The sequence below is a fragment of the Prevotella sp. S7-1-8 genome (assembly GCF_000758925.1).
GTDB lineage: Bacteria > Bacteroidota > Bacteroidia > Bacteroidales > Bacteroidaceae > Prevotella.
In genome coordinates this window covers 1-23066 of record NZ_JRNC01000060.1, presented here as the reverse complement: position 1 = coordinate 23066, position 23066 = coordinate 1, and the positions used below count along the sequence as shown (strand labels likewise).

Genomic DNA, 23066 nt, shown 5'->3' with positions numbered 1-23066 from the left:
TAGAATTAAGGGTTACATCTTACGTCCACGGGACTTCTTCTGTTTGTTTTCGTCCTGCTTTTGCTTTTGGGCGGCAGTGGGCTGTGTCTGCCCAGTCTTCAATGGCTCTTTCACGTTCTTCGTGGCTTCGTTGGTCTTGCCGTGGTTGTTCACGGCTACCTGCGTCTTGTGTTCTTCTGCCACAGCAACCACCTTTTCTTTGCCGGTTTCTTGCTTTTTGTCAGGATTCCACTTGTAAAAACGTGGGCGATTCTGTTCCTTGTCCATGCGAACATAGGCATTGAAGGGTTGTCCTTCCTTGTCCACCATGTTTTTCAGATAAAGCGTTCGACCGCTGTCCAAGGCTTCACGCTGCTTGTCGGAGAGTTCCAAACCACAGAGTTTGCGTGGTGCGCCTTGCTGCTGCGTGTGCTGCTGTCGTTCTTTCAAGCCTTGCTTGTTATCGAAAATGAACTCGATGCCTTTCTTCTCGGCATTGACCTGCAAGGTAGCATTGAAGGACTTACCACTCTTGGCGGTCATTCCTTCCACTTTCACGGCTTTGCCCTCAACAAGGTCTTTATACTGTGCATCAGAAAGTGTAACACCCTTTATCTCTTTGGGAATGTTCACACGGTCGGCACGCAGGGCTATAATTTCGTTGGTCTGTGGATCGATAGATACGTAGGCAGAGAAAGGCTCTCCGTTCTTGGGAGTTACTTCGATAGTTTTACCGAGATTACCCGTAGTGAGTAGTTGTTCTTTCTCTTCGGGCGAGAACTTGTAGCCCATATAGGGGAAGTCGAGCTGTGGCTCCTTGCGTAAAGGGTGGATAGCCAGGCCGACATTGCCATTATCATCCGTGCGGAAAGCAAGACGTGCTTCGGTGTAGATAGTTGTATCACCAATAGGTACGGCAATAGTAACAAGGTTACTCTTCTGCCAAGAAAGCATCTTTTCTAACTCTCCACTTTGTTCCAGTCGTTCACGGGTAAGACCGAGGTCGTCGAGTTGCTTCCAATCAATCTTTGATTCATCAATGACTGTGGCGTTTTTCTTTTTCGGCAGATAATCGTCAAAGGGCACTCCAATCTCTGCCAGCTGCTGTTTGCTTTCTGGCTTTTCACGACTTTGCAACATGGTGCGAAGATTGTCCACACCTTGTTCTACATTGTTTGCCAAAACTTTGTACAGTCCGAAACGAGATGGGGCGTTGAACTGACGGAGAAAATTGCTCATGAAGTTTTTTAGAAGTCCGTCCTTGTTGTTAAACTTCAAGAAAGCGGCTTGATTGGCGGCTGCGGCTTCCGTTGTTTGCAGGTTGCCCTTGTTGTCGATACTGGATACTACGGAGAGTTTCCCCATTTCTTTCTCGTTCTTTACTTCCGTGCGATCTTCCAAGACCAGCACATAGTTGTCATTGCTGTTTGGTTCCATATTTTTTTTTGTTTTTAAGATGAATAAATGACTGTAACACAGCGAAGTTATAAGTATATAATAGAAAAGGTAGAAATCGAGGATTAGGTAGGATAAATCGGGAAATATTGGGAAAAATGACGGATTTTCAAAAATTTCTGTCATTTTCTTCGTCAATCCAATAGACAATGAGTAACTTTGTAGGATATTTAATGGATGAAGAAATAAATAAAATCATCGTATGACGATAATAAATAGAATTAAAGTTGTGCTTGTGGAGAAGCAGCGTACAAGCAAATGGCTGGCAGAGCAACTTGGAAAATCCGAGAATACAGTTTCAAAATGGTGCTCCAATAAGACCCAGCCTTCTTTGGATACTCTTTTAGAAATAGCGTTGGTACTTGATATTGATATTAGAGAACTTCTTGTATCGACAAAATGCACATAACTGTTTGTTTCTTTATCTTTACAATCTTTGCCATTATGAAAATACAGACAGTTTTCATAGCCCTCTTAAAGAAAAATATTGCTTGTTATCGAATAAGCATATTACTTTGTACTTTACTATTGAGTACAAATGTATCCTTTTCACAGACAAAAAACAATTCCATACAACAGATAGGTGATCTGAACAATATGTTTGCACGTATTGCGGAAACCAATGCATATGTAGAGGATCTGAATTATAACGAAGAGGAAGCAATAAATCTTCCAATCGGTATGAAACGAACGATTGGTGGTATGGAGATAACGATTGCCATCAGTCGTTTTGCCTTGCAGACTTCTTCTACAGAGCTTGGCGTTTATGCAAAGGCGGTCATTCCACAAGGAACAAATGGCGGGCGTACGGTGCTTTTCTTTGGGGCAGAAGGAATAAAAGGAACACATACTGGTGGTCTGGTAGGAGAATTGAAGCTTTCGCTCCTGCACGATGTCGAGATACCTTTCAATGGTGGAAATACAAAGATTGTCCTTAAGGGTAATGGACTACGCAAGGATAGGGGTATTTCTCAAAGTGACACCTACATGATCATCGGCTGTGATGGTTTCCATAATTTAGCCATTGACGCGGAAGTCCACTTTCCAACCTCCCTCATAGTCAGGGCTGGGGGACAAGGTACTGCAAATAGCAGTACTTATAAGCCAGCTACAAATAATATAAATAAGGATGGGAATTTATCGAATCAAGTCATAGGTCATTTTAATACTGTTATAGAAAGTTGGAATGACCTTCTTGTGTCTTTAGACCTACCAAGTTTTGAAATCAAAGGACTGAAAGACTACGTATTCTCATTGAATAACGTCATTTTAGATTTCAGTAGTAAGCGGAACGCCAAAACGATACGTTTTCCACAGGAATACCAGCAAAATTATCTTCCCGATGAACAGGTGCTATGGAGAGGGATATATGCAGAAAATGTCTCTGTAACATTACCGGAGGCTTTTTCACGAGCTAGTTTCTCGGCTAAGGGATTGTTAATCGATGATTATGGTATAACGGGGCTTTTCTCTGCCGACAGTATTCTCTCGCTTGATAAGGGCAGTGCTGACGGCTGGCGGTTTTCTGTTGACCATTTTGGACTGAACCTTATGGCAGGTGAACTTGTCGCCGCAGAATTCACGGGACGATTAGGCTTGCCGTTCAAGGGTAAAAATACTACCTTGGGATATGAAGGATACCTGCAACCTAATAATGAATATACGATGCGGGTTAAAAATGAAGAAGCACTTGATTTCTCCATTTTTAAGGCAAAGGCTCATCTCGAAAAGAATTCCAGTGTCACTTTACGCTTAGTAGAAAATCGTTTTATCCCAGAAGCAATACTTCATGGATATATGACTCTTGGAAAAGAGGGAAACAGCGACTCCACATCACAAACAAAATTTGATAAGATTAGTTTCCGCGGTCTTAGACTCACAACGGTTGCTCCTTACATTTCCGCTGAATACTTCGGTTATGAAGGAGAGGCAAAATTGGGACACTTTCCTTTATCTATAAACAAACTTGCACTTAATCACTCTGATACACAGCATGTAAGATTAACAATAGGGGCAGGAATTAATCTCGGAAAGAACCTATTCTCCGGAGCAACGGAATTAAACCTCCTTGCAAAATATGAAAATCAAACTTGGGTGTTTGATAAATTAGAGGTAGGTTCCATTGCTGTAAATTCTGTTATCGCAGGTGTTATAACGCTGAACGGGCATCTCAATTGGCATAGAGGTGATGCGATTTACGGTAATGGGTTCGCCGGTGATGTAACTCTTGGGTTTTCTTTTGATGGCAAGGTAGAAAAAGATACGAGTATAAAGTCAAAGCATGATATTTCCATTACTGCTCGAGCTGCTTTCGGACGAAAAGATGATTTCCGCTATTGGTATGCTGATGGAATGGCAACTTTCCATCCAGGCATACCAATTATCGGAGCACTGACTCTTAATGGAATAGGCGGTGCTTTAACATCAGGGGTGCGTGCTGAAGGTAGAAGTCCGGAAGGTGGGCGCTTTACCAGTTCAAACTATATCCCTGATGCCTCTATGGGCATTGGATTCAAGGCTTCTACTGTTATTGAAATCGGTAAGGTCGCCTATGGCGAAGCTGCTTTTGAAATGATATTTTCAAAGGCAGGTGGCTTGGAATTAGCAGGTTTTTATGGTTATGGAGAGTTTCCTAACAGAGGAGGTGGTAGTGTCTCTACCAGCGAAAAGTTAGAGAAACAGCAACGTACTTTCCCTGCCAAGTTATCAGAACAGTTCAAACAGCAAGACTGGACGCAACTGGCTGAAGCCATCAAATCCATGCCTGATGCCATTAAAGATATGGGACTATCAGGTACTTTACGTATCCAAATGGACTTCCAGAACCATGTACTGCTTGCAAGTTCAGATGTTTACCTCAACACCCCTTCGGAATTTATTCGTGGCGTAGGAGAACGTGGGAAGGCTGGTTGGGGTGTTTTACATATAGATCCAAAAGAATGGTATCTACATCTTGGTACACCAACTAACAGGTTGGGAGTACAGCTAGCTGTTGGAAATATTCTTGCCGTAAAAACAGGGTCATACTTTATGGCAGGAAATCGTATCCCCGATATGCCCGCTCCTCCGCAGGCCGTTGCAGACCTCTTGGGACAAGACATAGGAAGACTTAGCCTTGGGAGAAATCTTGATGCACTAAGCACCGGTAAGGGATTTGCATTCGGATCAGAACTATCCGTCAAGACCGGTGATATTCAGTTCTTGATAATGTATGCTAATTTTAATGCAGGTTTGGGCTTTGATGTGATGCTCAAGGACTATGCGCAGGCACAATGTCGAGGCCGTTCCGGTACTATCGGTATGGATGGTTGGTATGCTATGGGGCAAACCTATGCCTATTTACAAGGAGAATTGGGCGTAAAGGTAAAGTTATGGCTTATCCGTATCCGCGTACCGGTAATCAAGGGCGGTGCAGCGGCTCTTTTGCAGGCAGGACTTCCTGATCCAACCTTCTTTAAGGGCTATTTAGGAGTGAATCTCAATGTGCTCGGATTGATTAAGGGTAAGGCGCGTTTCAAACTTTCCATCGGTGAGGAATGCGATGTTGTAATACCGGGGAGTTCTCCGATAGAAGAACCGATGATAAATGATTTGGCTCCTGCTGATAAAGAGAATGAAGTCAGCGTATTCTCCGTTCCTCAGGCAACTTTCAACATTGCAATAGGAAAGAGTTTCGAAGCGACCACTGATGCAGGAGAAACGACCTATTACCGCATTAATCTCAAGGAATTCATAGTCAAAGATAAAAAGGAACATGTCATACCGGGTAAGCTCCTTTGGGGAAAAGATAAGACGGATGTTCGTTTCCAGTCTAAAGAAATTCTTCCTCCTAATACAGATTTGACGGCAGAAGTCCGTATTATTTTCGAAGAATTGAAGAATGGTGTTTGGAAGCCAGTACTGACCTCAGGAAAACCAGCCTTTGAAGAAAAGATAAATCATTTTACGACAGGTAGCGCGCCGAGTGACATTCCTATGCGGAATATTGTCTATGCCTATCCTGTGATAGGGCAGAGATACTTCCTTCCCAAAGAATACTCCAAAGGCTATGTGCAACTACAGTTTGGACAAAAATACCTATTTGAAAAAGGTTTTGACTACAAGCTTAGTTTTGTAACAAAACAGAATGAACGTATAGCTACAGATTTCAAATATAACGAAGCAGAGAATCGTTTAGAGTTTACTCTGCCGGAATTGAGAAGACAGACAGAATACACATTAGATTTGTCGTATTCCGCAGCACAGAAGGATATGGCAAACGACAATAAAAAATCTTCTGTAATTAAGGAAATAAAAGACAATGATGATTTCTCAGGACAAATTGGTGGCGACAAAGCTATAGCAAAGATTTCCAATGAGATGGAACAATCGATACTGAAATATGACTTTACAACCAGTCAGTATGCCACTTTCAGAGAGAAGATGCGAAGTGTCAAGGTCCGTGATAACCTTGCCATAGATGCAGGTGTTGCACTGTTGCTTGGAGCTAATGTGCAAGGTAAGGAAGCCTTCGACGAAGCTGAAGTCATCGGTGTGGAGAAAACTCAATACAAACCTTTGCTCACTCTTCGCTCCGACTTCAAGGAAGAATATTTCAGAGGTGCAGTCTTGCCACTTGTTTATGAAGGATACCCTTATGGAAATATTCATCTCTCCGAGAGGGAAGAGCAGCCAATCGGCGTCCCTCCCTATAGAGCTTTCTCACCAAGCCAGAACTACCTTTCAGCTTTACATTCAGAATCGGTGAACTTATCTTTATATCACTTCCCCTTTACATTTGATGCTTCTTTGGTATCATACAATGACTATCGAGACCTTCAGAATACAATCATAAATAGTAGGGATGCTGTTACCCCGCAGGTTTACAATCGGTTTGTCATGGGCTCTTTGCCTGTTTTGAAAAAAGGCAAGTATCAAACAACTATCAGTTACGTATTGCCTGATGGAACAGTAACAAACAGTGTAGACTTCATCTATACTAACCAACTTAATTTGAATAAATAAATATGCGTTATATTAAGAAGACTCTTTTTCTGTTCGCTCTCTGTACTTACGCCCTTATTGGAATGGCACAACAGAAATCGACATCCAAGATCAGAGCCCGTGCAGAAATACATTCTGACCGTATTCTTTTGCGTTGGATTCCAAGTGATGCGAAAAGTTGGGACTTGCTTAATCAATATGGTGTTCGTTTGGAGCGTTTGACAGTATCACGTTCTGGTGTCGTATTGGATAAACCTGAGTTGAAAGTTCTTTCGGAAAGGTTGAAACCAGAAGCGACAGATACATTAAAACGGATTGCAGCACAATATCCGATGGGAGCAGTCATTGCACAGGCTGTCTTTGGGGAAGACTTTGAAGTCAGTTTGGGTAATAATCCTATATCTAAGGCTATTTCCCTTGATGAAATGCGGCAGCAACGCTATTTATTTTCCCTTTATGCTGCGGATCTCTGTTTCCCAATGGCTAAGGAAATCGGCTGGGGATGGGAGGATAAGGATATAAAAAATGGTGAACGGTACTTGTACCGTATTACTCCTCTTGTGCCTAAGAAAAAGTGTCAAATAGGGCAAGGGGCTGTTTTTACCATTGTCGGTGATACAGCTAAACTAATTCGTCCCATCGGATTGTCTGTCCGTTTTAGCGAAGCCGGGGCTTTTTTATCGTGGGATTATAATACGCTATCCTATCTTTATTCTTCTTATTTTATTGAGAAGAGCGAGGATGGTAAGATTTTCAAGCCCATTTCAGACTTGCCCGTTACACGTATTGCAGATGTGGATAAGAATCCTTATGCTCCGATTACCTATTTGGATAGTATCCCTGAAGGGAAGACCATATATTATAGGGTTGTTGGCGTAACGCCTTTCGGCAGTAAGGGGGCGTACAGTGATATTGTTTCCGGGATTGCTTATCCTGCTTTGAAGGCCATACCTATGATAACAAGTTCCTCATTTGACAGGAATGGTGGAGCAGACATATCTTGGCAGTTTGACGGTGCTGCACAGGACTTAATCAAAGGCTTTAATGTTCTTCATTCTACTGACGACAAGGATTATACCATTCTTATCGGCAACCTCAATCCACAGCAGCGGAATTATCATATAACGAATATTGGAAGGCATATCTATTATAAAATTGAGGCAGAAGCCAAGCAAGGTGCTTCTACCCGTTCTTTACCGGTACTTATCCAACCCGTGGACAGTGTGCCACCGGGAATACCACAAGGTTTATCTGCACAAATAGACAGTCTCGGTGCCGTGCATTTGTCATGGAAGCCCAATTCTGATGCTGATATCTATGGCTATCGACTGTATCGTGGACAAACAAAGGGGGAGGAGTTGATTCCTATTACGGATTTAGCCATTCGTGAAACAGCCTATACGGACAGTATAAACCTTGACAACCTAAATAATAAGGTTTATTATGCTTTAACAGCCCTTGACGAGCGATATAATCAGTCTGATCTGAGTGAGACGATAGAGGTTGTTAAGCCAAATGTTATTCCCCCAACGACACCTGTAATTGTCGGATGGAAAGCAGAGGACGGGAGGAATGTTATTGAATGGACCCAAGATGAAAATCCCTATCTTGCCGGATTTATTGTGGTACGTACTGATGTGGAGGACAGAACTCGTCTTGTTGCTCGGCGTGTTGAGAGTCCCATAAGTATGAGGTATGAAGATTATGACATTGAATCAGGGAAAAGTTATCTCTATCAGGTGATTGCTTCCTCTAATCGGTTACGTTCTCACTTATCCAATCCTATAATATTGAAATCTAAGATGCAAGGGATGGACAATGATTCGATTAAATTCGATTTGGAAGCCTTGCCAGAAGGTATTGCTATCAAATGGGATATACACTATAAGGATTTGATGTCCGTAGCATTATATAAGTTAGACGATTCCAAGACAAAATTCCTTTATAGAGAGAATCTACCGACTTCAGGAGAATTTGTAGATAAAGAAATCTTACAAGGAAAAGAGAATGAATATATATTAGTCGTTAAAGCAAAGAATCATAGCTCAATAAGTAAAGTGCAAAAGATACAATTATGAAGAGAATCGCATCTATATTTTTCTTTTTATTGGGAATACTTGAACTTCATGCACAAGAATATATTTTTGAGTATGATGTAGAATTCTTTTTATATAGCGGTAGAAGACGTTTTTATAACCATCTATATTATACTACTGCTAACAGTTCAGCAAAAAAGGAATTTACTGATTTCTCTATGCATCGGGAACAACGTGGTCATTTCGGTATAACAGGTCGAGTTTCATTACCTGCACACGAAGGTCCTATTACTCATATTTGGGCAGAAACATCTAGACAAGTTAAAGACCTTGGTTTTTGGAACTCCGATTGTGAACATACTGCTGAGCAATATATTGCTTCCAGCGGACAGACAGAGTTTTCTGAAACAAATTTATGGTGGGGGTGTCTCAGTACATATTATTCACATGTGACTACTCACGTTTACCGCGCTTATCCAAAATTAATTTTTGCAAATAATCAACCCTCCTTGTTGCCTAGCAAGGAAAAAATTATTATTACAAATACAGCAGGTTTTCCACATTCTGTATACAAATGGCAATATTCGACAGATGGTGCCCAAACTTGGATTAACGTTCCTTCCTCAGTTATTAATTCCTCACCTAATGGTTCTCTAAAAATTAGTGGAACAGATTTGATGAGTGAAAGTGCATTCCAGCAGCTTGCTGCTCAAGGAAGACCTGTTTTATTTCGAATATTCAATCCGGTAAAGTCTAGTGAGGTGATAAGTTTACAGGCTGCTTTATCATCTCCTATTGTTTTATCTCATGAAGTTGTCCTCGAAAGATGCCACCAGTCAGGTGATGCTATAATTAAGATGACATTAGATCGCCCTTTGCTTTCGGGAGAAGTTTTGAGTTGTTTCATAAATGGCCAGTCTATCGGAAATGCTGGTAATGTAACTTTAGATAGTAACAATAGTTTTTACCTTGGAGGATATAATTCTGGGACTTATGCCATATCCTTTAAGGGGAGCTATAATGGCAATAATACTTATACAGGTGATACTCGACATAAGTTTACGGCTATAATAGCAGAACGTCCAGCCATCACTCATTCTTTCACCCAAAAGAATGTTAGTTGTTTTTCTGGTCATGATGGAGAGATTGCATTGGCGGCATCCGGTGGAACAGGGAATTTCACCGCTACACTTACAGATGCCGGCGGTTCTGTTGTACAGACACAAACATTCAATACGGGCAATGTAAGTTTCAAACGGTTATCAGCTGGCAATTATACCTTGCGTGTGCAAGACAGCAATGGTTGTGTTGCCAAGACATTATCAGGAGAAGAACTTATCCACCAAGTGATACTTACAAAGCCAAATGAGGCTGTTAATATTACAGAAAAGAGCAAAACCAGTCCTTTGGCCTATCAATCTTCCGATGGGGTTGTTCAAATCGCTGTTTCCGGGGGTACACCTTCCGCTTCCGGATATACAGTACGTTTTGTGCGGAAAAGCGATGGTCAAGTCTTTACACCAACAGATTCGCATTCGGATGGTAGCCAATACATCTATACTCTTCGTAATATTCCTCGTGGCGAATATACAGCTATAGCTGAAGACATGAGATTTGCCCTGTTAGGGAATGAAGACAAACAGGATCCCTGTAGCTGCCATGCACAATTAGCGATAACACTTTCTGCACCGCCTCTTTTAACTGTAGATGTTGAAGAGACACATTTTATCAACTGTCATGGTGATAGTGATGGAGAATTGACTGCTCATGGAAAAGGAGGTAAGCCTATTATTTCTGCCCGTCTCCCATATACCTACACTTGGTACAAAGTATCAGATGGTGCCAAAGAAGAACTTCCCTTGCAGGTGGATAGTATAGCGCACAACCTTGTGGCAGGCCAATATCAAGTCAAAATTACTGATGCGAATGGTATTTCCGCAGAATCGGCTGTGTTTGAACTTAAACAGCCAGACTTGCTGTCACTGTCATTTACAACACGACCTCCATCGTGTAACAGTGGAAGTGGGCTTATTTCTACAACTGTAACAGGTGGCACGCCTCCTTATACTTATGAGTGGAATAAGGAAGGAGCGACAGAGGCTAATCTGACTATTGAGGAAGCGGGAAGTTTCTTTGTCAGAGTTGTTGACAGTCGTGGTTGTTTTATTACCGGCAATGTAGAAGTTACAGCACCTGATGCAATATCCTTCAAGCCAACGATCACCAATCCTACTTGCCATGATGCAAATAATGGTGCCATATCCCTGGAGCTGTCAGGTGGTACGGCTCCTTATACCATCCATTGGGAAGATGACAATACTCTATCTACACCTAATCGGGAACATCTCAAAGCAGGAGAGTACGTAGCTGTCATCAGCGATCAAGCTGGCTGCTCCCTCCATTATCGTGTAGTCTTGGAACAACCGGAAAAGATGACAGTAAAACTTAGTAGTGGGTTTACGCTTTGCCATGAGCAATCACGTAAAATAACAGCCATACCGAGCGAAGAAAATGTCACCTATCAATGGCTGCATGACGGACAAGCCCTAACTGAGACCAGCAAGGAACTTACAGTAAGTAAGGCTGGTCATTATCGAGTTGTCGTTACAAATGAAAAAGGTTGTACAGCAACAGCTGAGGTTGAAATCAAAGCCAGCAACACAGAATTGCCTTTGGATATAACCATACCGTCATCTGTCACAGCTGGTTCTCCTATCCATGCTGTCAACATCAGCCGTATAAGGGCTGACAAATTAGAATGGTCCTTGCCCGACAATGCTGTTATTACAAGCAAGTCCAACGAAGGCGTTGTCTTTACCATTCCAACACCCGGTATCTATGAAGTGACACTCACAGGATATTTGGGTGACTGTTCTACGGTTGTCAGCCAAAGATTAGAAGTTCTTGGCGAAGGAGGAGTAGTTCTGCCCGATGGAAAAGGAGATGCAATCAAACAGTTTTTGATTAGTCCTAATCCGACTACAGGGGATTTTAAAGTATATGTAGAACTCAAAGAACCAAGAGATTTTACACTTAGACTCCTCTCTCCGACATCTGTTGAAATGGATAAAAAAGAGATTAAAAACATCCAAAAGCAGACTTTTGAGTATGAATTGCGTGGCGATACGGAAGGAGTATTCAAAGTGGAGCTGTCTGTTGGAAACGAGAAATCCACGCTTAGAATCACGAAAAAAAGAAAATAACAATTGATAGGACTCATGATAAAAGCAGGTCATATGAACAGACAATATATCCATTTCTATTGGCGTTTTAAGGTTTTATTGATTTTCCTCATCCTTTGTTGGGCAGGAAAGCAGCAGGGGTATGCCCAGTACTATCCTATCCATGCCACCGTTCAATGGCCGTCTCCTCAAAGTCCTTACTTGTCGGATTATTATAGTGGGAGCCGTGACAGGCTGATCGTCAATCTGCTCAACCGCGACCTACAGCAACCCCTGCTCTTTGCCAGACTGCGCATCAAGATTAAGAGTACAGGTTTTCTTGCCACCAGCCGTGAGGAAATCAACTACCCGATGTTGGAACTCAGTGCAAATGTCCCGACCCGCCTGACCAATATAGACCTCTCCCCCTATCTTCAACCACAGAACCTACAGATTAACGGCAGGCTGCGTAACGGGCAGTTACCCACAGGATATACGGAGTTCTCCGTGCAAGTGGTAGACTATTATACCGGACGAACGCTTTCTGATTGGCATACGGGACGTTCCTATTTGGATGTGAAGAAACCTCCGATTCTCAACTTTCCTGAAAAGGATGCCCAAATTGGAGTCACAGAGCCGCTCTATCTTCGTTTTCAATGGATGCCCCGCCATCAGGGACTTGCAGGAACAGAGTATGAGTTTGTATTGAAGGAACTGCCAGACAATGGTGCAGCTCCTCAGTCTGCTTTTGCCTATGGCAATGAGATATATCGTGTCCGTACCCGTAATACAACTTTGAACTATACCCATCTTGAACCTATCCTTTTCCCAAACCGTTGCTATGCATGGCAGGTGCAGGCCATCGCCCGTGACGGTATTGATGAAGTGGGTATGTTTGAGAATGGCGGTTATAGTGAAATCAACTGGTTCTATCTTAATGACAACTGTCAGGCACCGACGGGTTTGAGAACTCTTCCCCGTTTTGCCAAGGTGGATCTTTCATGGAACAAGGTCATTGGCACGACAGGATATTTGGTGGAATGTCGTCCTAAGACGAAGCTAAATGTTTACGAATGGAGCAGTACACGTGTTGCCGGCGAACACCTTACACTGTCCCAATTGAAACCGGGATGGACATACGAATGGCGTGTGGGTACGCTCTGCACGGATGACCGTCCGGTATTCTCTGGTGTCAGTGAGTTTACACTCAGCAAACAGAATGACGAACTGCTGGCTGACTGTGGAAAGGAACCAGTGAGGAAAGACCTGTCACAAGAGCCGAACTTACGGATAAAGGCTGGGGATATCGTTACTATCGGCGGTGATTATCCCATGACCATTACCGAAGTTGTCCCCTTAGGAGACGGCTGGTATTCCGGACGTGGCAAGACCCGACTGAAAACCATTATCGATGCTCCCGTTGCACTTCGTTTCGACCGTCTACGCATCAATGTGGATAACTTCCAGATAGACGGAACGGTGGACGCGTCCTACGATGAGAAAAAAGCAAAGATAGCCAATCTTGACTATGTGGATGACGGCGGCAAGGACATCAAACCGGCTACGATTCGTATGCGTGAGCATAAAATGGACTTTACCCTTCCCGACATACCGCAGTTTACATATAATCCTGAGAGTGGAGCGTTAGAAACGATCGATGCCGACGGTAACCCACAGACCATCAAAATAGATGTGCCGGAAAACGCCTCGTATGAGCGTATTTTCCCTATGCTGGTTACTGACAACAAGGGAAATACCTATCAGATTAGTCCTGCAGAACAAAATACAGAGAAAGGGACAGGCTATGATGTCGAAACGGGGAGAAAGGACGAAAAGATAGAACTTAACTGTGAACGTGTAGATCGTGTTGGCGATTTCAATACGGAAACACTATCAAGCAAGTATGGCTATATACACTTTGAACGCGGAGAGGGAAAATATGCCTTTGATGATGGTCAGGAGAAGTGGTACAAGAAGAGTGTCAAGGTGGATCGTTTCTACAAGCCGTTTGCAAAGGGGTATATTGCACCTTGGAAACTTGTCCCGACAGGAGAGAATGATGTTGTTACGGCGAAGTATGATGGGCTGAAGAATATTGACCTGAAGAAAGTTCATTTTGTTTCCGATCCGAATTCTGCTGCATTACCTGCACAACTCAACGAAGCAGAGCAGACATGGACGATTAGTCTCCGTTCTGTATCGGCCGGTTCCGGTTACGATGTTTTTGCTGTTTACGAAGGAGTAGCCATCGGCAAACTCCGCGTGGTAAGCTATGCCAATCAGCAGCACAAGGTAACCCTTGTTCCGATAAACAAAGTTAGGTTAGATAAAACAACTATTGAGCAGGGCCTCAATGCCATTTATAATCCTGTTGGCGTGCAGTTCACCGTGAATGTGGATGAGCGCATGCGTGGCAATTATGACTGGGAAACAAAAACAGAGAAAGACAGTCTGTTGGGTGTCGTTAGTAAGTCTTTTTGGGGCTATGACAAGGAACTCAAAGAGACTCCAGAGATGCTCAATCTGCAGAAGACTTACCAGCAGGAAGCAGGGACACTTGACGGCGCCTACTTATTTGTTCTTAATGGAGCCAAGGGACTTGAAGGACAGAATAAGGACTTGTTGGGTGAAATGCCTCGTAAGAGCAGATTTGGCTATATCTTCACAGCTAACAGCTATAATACAACTTCATTGGTTCGTACCATTGCTCACGAAGTAGGACATGGAATATTCACCTTGCAGCATACCTTTGATGCCGAGTATGGAAAAGGTACAAAGGAAATGACGAATAATTTACTTGACTACAATGAAGGAACAGACCTCGTAGCTTTCCAATGGAACGTTATGGCTAATCCTGCTGTTTTCACTATTATGGATAAAGCTAACGATGGAAAATTAGGTAAAAAAGGTTCCATTTGGTTAACTCCTGATTGGGCTCTCTTTGTTTATGATAATTCCAATATTACGGGAAAGGACACAACAATAAAAGTTCCTAATGGAACAATTTACAGTATAAAAGAAAATGGTAAATTCTATGACTATATAACAGAACTGAAAGGCTTTTATCATAAGGGAGAACAACTCCAAATAAGAGAAGTTGATGAGCAGCAGATACCCGCATCAACCATAATCCACTTTATAAATTGGACCGAAGAGGCTTGCGGACGCGTGTATAATGCTATGTGGTCAGATGTTAAGCAATTAATTTCTGATCTCAGACATGCGAAGAAAAAAACTATAAATTTTGAGAATGGCATTTTCCAAAAAAGTGATGTAGTCAAATGTTATGGTTCTGAAGATGCCAATAAGGGGCATAAAGAAAATGCAGAAAGTGTGCAAATACACATTGTTGGAAAGGCTTCAAAATTTAAATCTGACATATTATCTGAAATAGAAAAGAAACTATCTAATCATGGAAATAATATACTCACAAATGAGCAATTAAAAAAAGATTTATCTGTCATTATCAGTATAGATGGAGAGGACACTCAAGAAGTCAATTCTTTAAAAGAAAAGACAAAGAGCTATCTCCATCTTATCTTCACCATTAAAGATAATAAAGTCGAATTCTTACGGATGGAGACGTCTGATAAATTTGGAGATAAGCTATCCCATATCTGTGAACTAATTAAAAATGAACCTTGGGCGTTGCAAGCTATTATTCTCTATGAGGTTGCAGATTTGTTGGATAAAGGTATTGAATACCTTAAGATACCTGAATCGGTATGGGGTTGTGATGAAAAGTCTGCTATTTATAAGGAAATAATACATTATTTATTTCAAAGTCAAATTCCCATATTGCTATCGAATAATTTATCCGGGTATAAGCTAACACCAGAGAATGAATTCGCTTTTGCCTGTGGTTTATGGGATGGAACTATAGATATTATTCAGTCTGTGCCCAAACTTGCTAAATTGCTGACTTGCTATTTTCATGAAAAATGTGCAAACGAAGTATCTACTCAATTGGAGAGTTTCAAGAATGCTGTCATTGAAGATGAGAATGGCAATATTACATGTGCCCAAGAAGAATACCTTTGCAAGGCTGGACAGATGATAAGTGCTGCTTTAGGTGAGCTTGTGGCTGACAATTGCAAAGTTGCTCACACTGTGGGTTCAATTGTTGGTCCTATCATAGTAATGTGTGTAGGGGATGTTGCTGCAGGCGAAGCCGTTATAGCACGCTTGGGAAAAGTCGGGAGTAGCTTGAAATATGCCATTAAAGGATTACAACTCTGTGACAAAGTAACAGATATAACAAGACCATTAGCCAAAGGGCTAAAAGTTACAACAGTGCTCGTGAAGAAGGCAGGAAAGTTACTTCCTGAGATACGCATTGAGGGGAAGACCATATTACATTATGTTGGGGATAAATTACATCTTCGGAAATTTGATGCAGTTACTAAGAAGACAATTGATGAGCCTATAGCAGAGTCGAAACTTTCACAGAAAATAGAAGATGCTCTGTCTACTGAGGTGAAGGAAATAGCATCCGCTAAGTTTACAAAGTCATTATCTTCTAATAAAAGTTTCATGGACGTACTCAAAGGGGTACGAATAAAGGGGAAGCCCATAGAACTGGAGGACTTAGCAAAAATATTTGAGGATTTGCACAAAGCAGTTCCGACAAACTCTGTAAAACCATTAAAGGATGTAATGGACGACTTCGTTTACTTGGTAGATCATCACTTGTCAGACATGCTGAAAAGACCCAATGGAAAGAAACAAATAACAGCCTTCTTCAATGAGTTATTGCAATCAAAAGACAAGTTTAAGGCGGGAACCACTACTTTGGAGGTAATACGTAATCCCCAAAAGTACATTTCCAATACATACCACAATACCCTCAGCAATCTTGAATTGGAAGATCTTATTGCTTATGCAGATGATACAGGTGATTTTCGATTTGACATTAAATGGGAAGCAAAAACCAACCAAAATGTAGCAGGAAGGCGAGAAGTGAATATTTTTGTGGACACAAAAAACTACTCGTCTGCTCGCAACATGTTTAAAGATTTGGGGCAATTTAAGGCATATCTTAATGGAATAGACAATTTTGATCAACTCTATATTATCCAGCAAGGCGGCCGTGATGTAACAAAGAAAGATATTATCAAACAACTGGAAAAAGCCATAGCAAACGATGCAGAAAGTGTGTTTAGAGCAAAACCACAATTATGGAAGAATATGGATATAGATAATTTTGAAGAGTTAAAACGATTGTGTCAAGAACAAAAATTATCCCAAGGACCAGAATACGAACCATTTAGAAATATGATATTAACAACAAAATAGTTTCAAGTATGAGATATATTGAGTCAAAAAAAATAGAAAATGTCGAAAGCTTCTGTCCCGACAACGGGGACTACGCCTATACAAAAGGGCAGAAAGGTTATTTGTATATTGATGGGGTACTTTTAGAAAAAGATGATACACCTTTAGAGCTTTCTCTTAGAGGTAAGTATATGTATGCATGGTATGGTTCAGGTATGTTTGAACTATACGAGGGGCATACACTTTTGAACAGTATAGAACGTAATGTTATTCTGCTAAATGAGCAAACTCAATATATAGGTAAAACCTATATGGAATTTAATCCTTATCGAAAGGGTTATAACTTCACATCTCCGATTGATGAACAACTGATATTGCCTGAATTTGTTCCCTGCAGGCTGTATGTAGAAGATGATATAATTATCGCATATAATAATTTTAGCGGAGAGTTCAAACGAATAAATACTCAAACCAAAACTCTCTGGGAATTTCCTCTTTCTTTATTGGGAGGGACGGAATATGAACCTGACGGAACCGACAAAATAGACAAGATATTGGGAGTTATCCATGGGAATATCTGGTTTTATACAGATTTTTATAGATTGGTAGCTTTGGACTTGGAAAAGGGAAACAAAGTATATTCATTTGATTGCTTTGGTGTCTATTTAGACAAAAGAACAAACAACATATTTGCAATTTCATCAAATGTGATTACGATAATCGACACGGAAAAATTAGCAGTTATAGAACGGTATGATTTCCTTGAAACTGATCCCACGGGTATAGGAACATACCGAAGAGTATTCAGTCCGATGCTTCAAGGAGACTATTTTACCTTTTTGGGTGAGAAAGAGGAGGACTTCGGTAGCAACATGCGTCGGATCGGCATTTTCGATTATAAAGCTCGCAAGCTGGTTTGGGAATATGAACTCATCAGCATAGATGAATACGAACAAACACGTAACCACTTAGTGCCTTCCAAGCCTTTGTATATGATAGGCAATAAATTATACATAAAGGACTTTAAAAATACTTTACACATCTTTGAACGAGAAGATATTTGATGACAAGCTATGAATACAATACATAGGCCATATCGGGCTGTACTACTCTTTATGTTGACGTGCTTGGTCTCTTCCTGCCTCAAAGAAACTGCTGTCCCTATCGAATCGGCATTCACCATTGAGACATCAGAAGATAAGACCTCACCTGTAACTATCCAATTGAAAAACGAAAGTTATGGGGCAGACGAATATGAATGGACATTTGAAGGAGGACAACCTAGTAGTTCTACAGACAAAAGCCCAGGAAAGGTTGTATTCACGCAGGCAGGTGAGCACAAAATAACCTTGCGAGTTTGGAATAGTGTAGAGGAAAGAGCAAGTCAGCAGACCATAAGGGTTGATTCCACCATGACTATAGACTTTGATTTTTCAATCGCCCTCAATGACATCGCCCCAGGCGTGGTATCTATTACCAATAAGAGTAAAGGTGGAAGCCAATACGAGTGGGCATTTGAAGGAGGTGTTCCCTCTACATCCAACCGACAGCATCCGGGCACGATAACCTTTGCGGACGGTGGTGAGCATAAGATCCACCTAAGAGTATTCAATGGCAGTAAATACGAGGAACGTACTAAGGCGCTAACCCTACAACCTCCTATGCAAGCCGATTTTTCGTATGCACCTCTGCCTGTTGATCAAGACTGGGAAGCCCCACTCACGTTGAAGACAACCAATCTCACCACAGGAGGGTTGTCTTATCATTGGGTATGTGCAGGAGCCAATGTGCTGTCTCCTACAAGTGAAACGACGACCATTCGCTTCGAGGACGCTGGTACTTACAAACTACAGATGATTGCTGGCAATGGCAAAGAAAAAAAAGTTGTGGAGAAAAACATTGTTATCAAACCAAACAGTGGCATTATTAAGCAGAATGATCTAAAATTTGGCATCAATGAGGCAAAGAATAGTGTAGGTTGTTTTTATTCAGCCAAGGAAGGTGGTGTGGTAACATCAAGTAAGATTGTGGAGAAACAGTGTGGAGCATGGGTTGACTTCGGTTTCTTTGCCCTCAACTCCTCTTTCAACTACTGCTACTTCTTTGCACCCAATCAGGCTAAAGCCAATTCATTCCCAAAGATAGACAATGCTCAAGATGCTACTTTTATTAATAATCCCAGTTCAATGGGAATCAATATCACAAATGCCATTTTTGACAACATCAAAAGATCTTCTGACATGAATCAATTTACAAAGTGGTCGGAAACTAATCAAACAAACTTCAACAAAACCAGCGCACCACATTTTGTGCTGGTACGTACTGCTGATGGTAGAAGGGGAATCATCAGAATCAAGGAGTTCGTCAAAGATGGCTCGCAATCTTATATTGTTGCGGATGTCAAACTTGAAAAGAGAGCAGGGGAATAACAATATACGCATATAAGACATATGAACAGACCTCATATCATACGAATAGTCTTGGGTCTCTTCATGTTTATGACATGGAGCAGCGCCGTAACAGCCCAAAATGTGGAGGAGATATTAGAGTTTCGCAAGAAGAAGCCGCTAAAAATCAGTGGTAGCATTTCAGCAAACGCAACCAACTTCAATAGTACGCCCAATCAGTCTCGCCAGTCCTTCACCTATCAGCTGACAGGCTCTATAAACATGTCGCTGTATGAGTTGCTTCATATCCCTATATCTTTCAATCTGAATAACTATGGGGCAAACTTCTCCTATCCTTCTCTCCCTAATCGGCTGAGCATTCACCCTTCCTACAAATGGATTCGGGCACATATTGGCGATGTATCGATGAGCTTTAGCCCCTATACGCTCAACGGTCACCAGTTTACCGGTGCTGGTATTGAGCTGACTCCAGGCAGATGGCAAATCGCCGCAATGGGTGGTAGATTATTAAAACGCGTGGATACTGACTCTTTGAATCCATCTATCCGTCCCAACTATGAACGATGGGGATATGGTGCAAAGGTCAGATATGAGGCCGATAAGTTTGCGTTAGGAGGAACTGTCTTTACGGCAAAGGATAAAAGGAGTAATATTTCTTTTGATGCTGATGCCTTGGGAATATATCCTAAAGGAAACATCGCTATTGGACTGGAAGGAAGTCTTAGCATAATCAAGGATTTGAAATTATCCTTAGAATATGGTCTAAGTATCATGCAGCGAGATTTAAGGGTAAAGGAGAAAAGTTATTATCATGCTATCAAAGCGGATTTAGCATATAGCTTCTTGGGGAATACCATCGGTATAGGCTACGAACGAATCAGCCCGGATTATGAAACACTCGGCGCCTATTACTTTAACAACGACTATGAGAACCTCACACTCAATTACAGCCGTAGCCTCTTTGACAACAAGATGAGCATTACACTTAGCGGAGGTGTGCAGCGAGATGACCTTTCCGGACAAAAGCAAGAGAAAAACAAGCGGTTCGTAGGTTCTACCAATATCAATTTTACTCCCAATGAGAAATTCTCTGCTTCAGTTTCTCTGTCAAGCTATCAGGCACATCGCAATATAAAGTCTTCATTCGATTACATCAATGAACGTACACCATATGAGAATCTTGATACCCTGAGGTTTACCCAATTGAACAACAGTATAGACATGAATTTGAACTGGCGATTACTGAATAATGAGAAACAGACACACAACCTTTCTGCCACTGCGAGTTATCAGGAAGCTGCCGACAAACAGGGACAATATATCATACCCGGTAATCTGACACGCTTTTTGAATCTTGGTGCCAATTATGGCATTGATTTCACCCCATTGGACTTCTCAATGACGGCAGGAGTAAATGTCAGCAACAATTATGCATCACGCAAGAATGTTCTGACATTAGGTCCGACACTCACTTGTACAAAACGATTACTAAAGCAAGCCTTAACAACAGGATTGACTCTTTCCATGAATCAAACTCAGGAAGAGGGTCGGAAATTGGCAACGATCTATAATGTTCGATGGCATGCTATTTATCGTTTCCTTAAACGGCATGGATTAAATGCCAGCGTAGCTTATCAACACCGCTCCTTGTCAGAAGCATCTTTTAGTAACTCTTCATCCCTAACCAGCCAGGTTAGTTATAGTTATTCATTCTAAAACAACCAGAACATGCAATATTGTACAAAAACAAAAATTATCATTTTTATCATAGGCGTAGTTTGCTTATTCTCTTGCCAAAATGAGTCTACCGACTTTGTTGAAGATCCAGTAAAAGCATATAGTGACACGATTGCAGCCAACACTGCCGTAGGTGCTCTTTATGCAACGGGGCTTCCACAGTTTTATCTTTCGGCAGACCAAGAATATGGTATTCCCTTGGCATGGGGAAGCTATTTGTCCGGACTGTTTGAAAGTGAAGCTACGCAAGGGTATTTCCCGGCATTGGAAAAACAAAATTTGGAAGACTCTTCTGTCCGGGATTTGGCCAAACAAATATATACGTCATGTTTTGATGGAATTGAGGCCGCCGATACTGTCATCTTACAGATTCCCAACACGTCGGGATTCACCCCGGCAGAGCAGGCAAAACTTGTTGGTGAAGCTAAATTCTTCCGTGCATTCAATCGGTTTTATCTTATCCGTACATTCGGTTCTTTCCCGGATGAAAGGCATGCCTCCTCGTGGCTGAGTATGGAAAAGGCATATTTGAAAGTGGAAAAAGACTTGCTTGATGCCATTGCCACCTTACCGGAACAGAATTTCCAAGAAAACAATTCACATGTAACGGCATTTACCGCCCGTGCCCTATTGGGTGATGTGTACCTGCATATGAGTGGGAAACCATTACAGAAGAATAAATATGAACAGGCCGCCACTATTCTTCGCCCCATCATACGGTCGGAAAAGCACCATCTCGCAGCTAATGGTGCTAACGAAACAGTGTCTGCTATCAATACGCTTCGAACTACTCCAACCAATGACGAGTACCTTTATGTTGTTTATGGGGAAACATCATTGACACGGGCATCATTCGCTTTTCCCAAAATGGCCAGAAACTGGGAAAATGTCAAGGAGCATGTAGCTTTCAATGCCTTCAAGCCCATTCAGGCGTTTATGAGTTGCTATGCCGATGGAGATATAAGAGGAAAGGACCGACAGTATTTCCATACTTTCTTTAAAGTTAAAGATGAGGGAAAGACAATCTTTGAAATATTTGATCCGGCTCCCTATTTTTGGCTTGCTTCTGGGACAGATATAGCTGCTTCTAACAAACAGTACTGGGGGATTTATCGTTATGCGGAAGTCCTGCTTATGGCAGCAGAAGCCATAGCCCATAGCGAAGGAGTTACTCCGGAGGCTGTAAATTATCTTGCCCAAGTTCGGACTCGCTCTACCTCTGATTCTCAGATTGAATTAAGCAAACAACTTTCAGTATTATCCGTAAATAAGTTTATTGAGGAAGTTTGGTTGGAGCGATTAAGAGAATTACCCTATGAGATGAAACAACTTTCAGATATTTTGCGCACAGACCACTATCCAGTATATAAAGATAGCACACTGCAGTTTGTTCCACTTCAAGAAGCTGGCACTTCACAAGATAAATTATTTAATAAACAATCTTTCTTTCTGCCTAAACCTACTCCTTGATTAAGTGAGCAAGGGCTGGGTTGCTTTTTATCCGTTCTATTTCTGAATCCACAAGAGATAATACATCTTGTTTGACACATTTATAATTGTCTTCGATAGTCTCTTTGAGGTTGTCTGAGCCATTTTCGTTTATGAAGTTTGCTATTACAGGGATTGATTGGTAGGCTTTCATCTCAGCAGAGACTTTGGCACTATCCACCACGATCTCCGCATGGAAAATCTTTTGGTCAATACGCTCATCGAAGTTGTCGGACACTGCTCCAACGAACATTCCCTGTGTGAGGTTACTGATTTTGGATGCAGGGATAAGACTGTCCATCTGCGTAGAGATAGAGGTGGATTTGTCATTGCGGTTGATGGTCATAGACTGCCGTTGCTGGAGAACCTTTCCAAATCGCTCAGAAAGGGTCTTGGCGGTTTCTCCCACGACTTGCCCGGAAAAGACGTTACCCACGGTATTTTGTATCACCTTGCTTTCTTTGTCCCCATAATCGCGAGTAAGCTGTGAGAAGTCCTGAAAGCCCAAACATACCGCCACCTTGTTGCTTCGAGCGGTAGCGATT

Annotated in this window: 11 protein-coding genes; 9 read left to right on the top strand and 2 right to left on the bottom strand. The window is 41.8% G+C overall.

Annotated elements, in window-relative coordinates; translation table 11 throughout:
* Nucleotides 1-12 precede the first annotated feature (12 nt).
* Complete coding sequence (locus tag HMPREF1640_RS09695) at nt 13-1416, bottom strand: DUF4099 domain-containing protein (protein WP_019036495.1); 1404 nt, start codon at nt 1414-1416, stop codon at nt 13-15.
* 220 nt (nt 1417-1636) lie between these two features.
* Between HMPREF1640_RS09695 and HMPREF1640_RS09690 the strand changes: the two genes are divergently transcribed.
* From HMPREF1640_RS09690 to HMPREF1640_RS09650, 9 genes are all read left to right on the top strand, one after another.
* The gene (locus HMPREF1640_RS09690) at nt 1637-1843 is read left to right on the top strand and encodes a helix-turn-helix transcriptional regulator (protein WP_019036496.1); all 207 of its coding nucleotides are present in this window, start codon (nt 1637-1639) and stop codon (nt 1841-1843) included.
* Between the two features lie 35 nt (nt 1844-1878).
* Nucleotides 1879-6438, top strand: a complete 4560-nt coding sequence (locus HMPREF1640_RS09685; protein ID WP_024992716.1) for a hypothetical protein — start codon at nt 1879-1881, stop codon at nt 6436-6438.
* Nucleotides 6439-6500: 62 nt separating this feature from the next.
* Entirely contained in the window at nt 6501-8495 is a 1995-nt protein-coding gene (locus HMPREF1640_RS09680; protein ID WP_156098781.1) for a fibronectin type III domain-containing protein, read from the top strand.
* Nucleotides 8492-11656 carry a hypothetical protein gene (locus HMPREF1640_RS09675; RefSeq protein ID WP_019036499.1) on the top strand — a complete coding sequence of 1055 codons (3165 nt, stop codon included), beginning with the start codon at nt 8492-8494 and terminating at the stop codon, nt 11654-11656. Before HMPREF1640_RS09680 ends, HMPREF1640_RS09675 begins: the two co-directional genes overlap by 4 nt.
* A 33-nt stretch (nt 11657-11689) precedes the next feature.
* Nucleotides 11690-16909 carry a fibronectin type III domain-containing protein gene (locus tag HMPREF1640_RS13745; RefSeq protein WP_231564484.1) on the top strand — a complete coding sequence of 1740 codons (5220 nt, stop codon included), beginning with the start codon at nt 11690-11692 and terminating at the stop codon, nt 16907-16909.
* 8 nt (nt 16910-16917) lie between these two features.
* Entirely contained in the window at nt 16918-17952 is a 1035-nt protein-coding gene (locus HMPREF1640_RS09665) for a hypothetical protein (RefSeq protein WP_019036501.1), read from the top strand.
* 9 nt (nt 17953-17961) lie between these two features.
* Complete coding sequence (locus HMPREF1640_RS09660; protein ID WP_036894231.1) at nt 17962-19317, top strand: PKD domain protein; 1356 nt, start codon at nt 17962-17964, stop codon at nt 19315-19317.
* 102 nt (nt 19318-19419) lie between these two features.
* Nucleotides 19420-21012, top strand: coding sequence for a hypothetical protein (locus HMPREF1640_RS09655; RefSeq protein ID WP_197051505.1), 1593 nt, complete (start codon nt 19420-19422; stop codon nt 21010-21012).
* A 12-nt stretch (nt 21013-21024) separates the two neighbouring features.
* Nucleotides 21025-22503 (top strand): RagB/SusD family nutrient uptake outer membrane protein, encoded by a 1479-nt coding sequence (locus HMPREF1640_RS09650; protein ID WP_036894228.1) that lies wholly within the window; start codon nt 21025-21027, stop codon nt 22501-22503.
* On the opposite strand, the gene HMPREF1640_RS09645 is transcribed toward HMPREF1640_RS09650, so the two are convergent.
* Nucleotides 22493-23066, bottom strand: a 574-nt coding sequence (locus tag HMPREF1640_RS09645) for a TraM recognition domain-containing protein (protein WP_036894226.1), incomplete at its 5' end; no start/stop codon positions are given. The two genes, HMPREF1640_RS09650 and HMPREF1640_RS09645, sit on opposite strands and share 11 nt — an antisense overlap.

Excerpts from the sequence above, each read along its gene's own strand:
- HMPREF1640_RS09695 (WP_019036495.1), bottom strand. The coding sequence starts at position 1,416 with ATGGAACCAAACAGCAATGACAACTATGTGCTGGTCTTGGAAGATCGC.
- HMPREF1640_RS09690 (WP_019036496.1), top strand. The coding sequence starts at position 1,637 with ATGACGATAATAAATAGAATTAAAGTTGTGCTTGTGGAGAAGCAGCGT.
- HMPREF1640_RS09685 (WP_024992716.1), top strand. The coding sequence starts at position 1,879 with ATGAAAATACAGACAGTTTTCATAGCCCTCTTAAAGAAAAATATTGCT.
- HMPREF1640_RS09680 (WP_156098781.1), top strand. The coding sequence starts at position 6,501 with ATGGCACAACAGAAATCGACATCCAAGATCAGAGCCCGTGCAGAAATA.
- HMPREF1640_RS09675 (WP_019036499.1), top strand. The coding sequence starts at position 8,492 with ATGAAGAGAATCGCATCTATATTTTTCTTTTTATTGGGAATACTTGAA.
- HMPREF1640_RS13745 (WP_231564484.1), top strand. The coding sequence starts at position 11,690 with ATGAACAGACAATATATCCATTTCTATTGGCGTTTTAAGGTTTTATTG.
- HMPREF1640_RS09665 (WP_019036501.1), top strand. The coding sequence starts at position 16,918 with ATGAGATATATTGAGTCAAAAAAAATAGAAAATGTCGAAAGCTTCTGT.
- HMPREF1640_RS09660 (WP_036894231.1), top strand. The coding sequence starts at position 17,962 with ATGAATACAATACATAGGCCATATCGGGCTGTACTACTCTTTATGTTG.
- HMPREF1640_RS09650 (WP_036894228.1), top strand. The coding sequence starts at position 21,025 with ATGCAATATTGTACAAAAACAAAAATTATCATTTTTATCATAGGCGTA.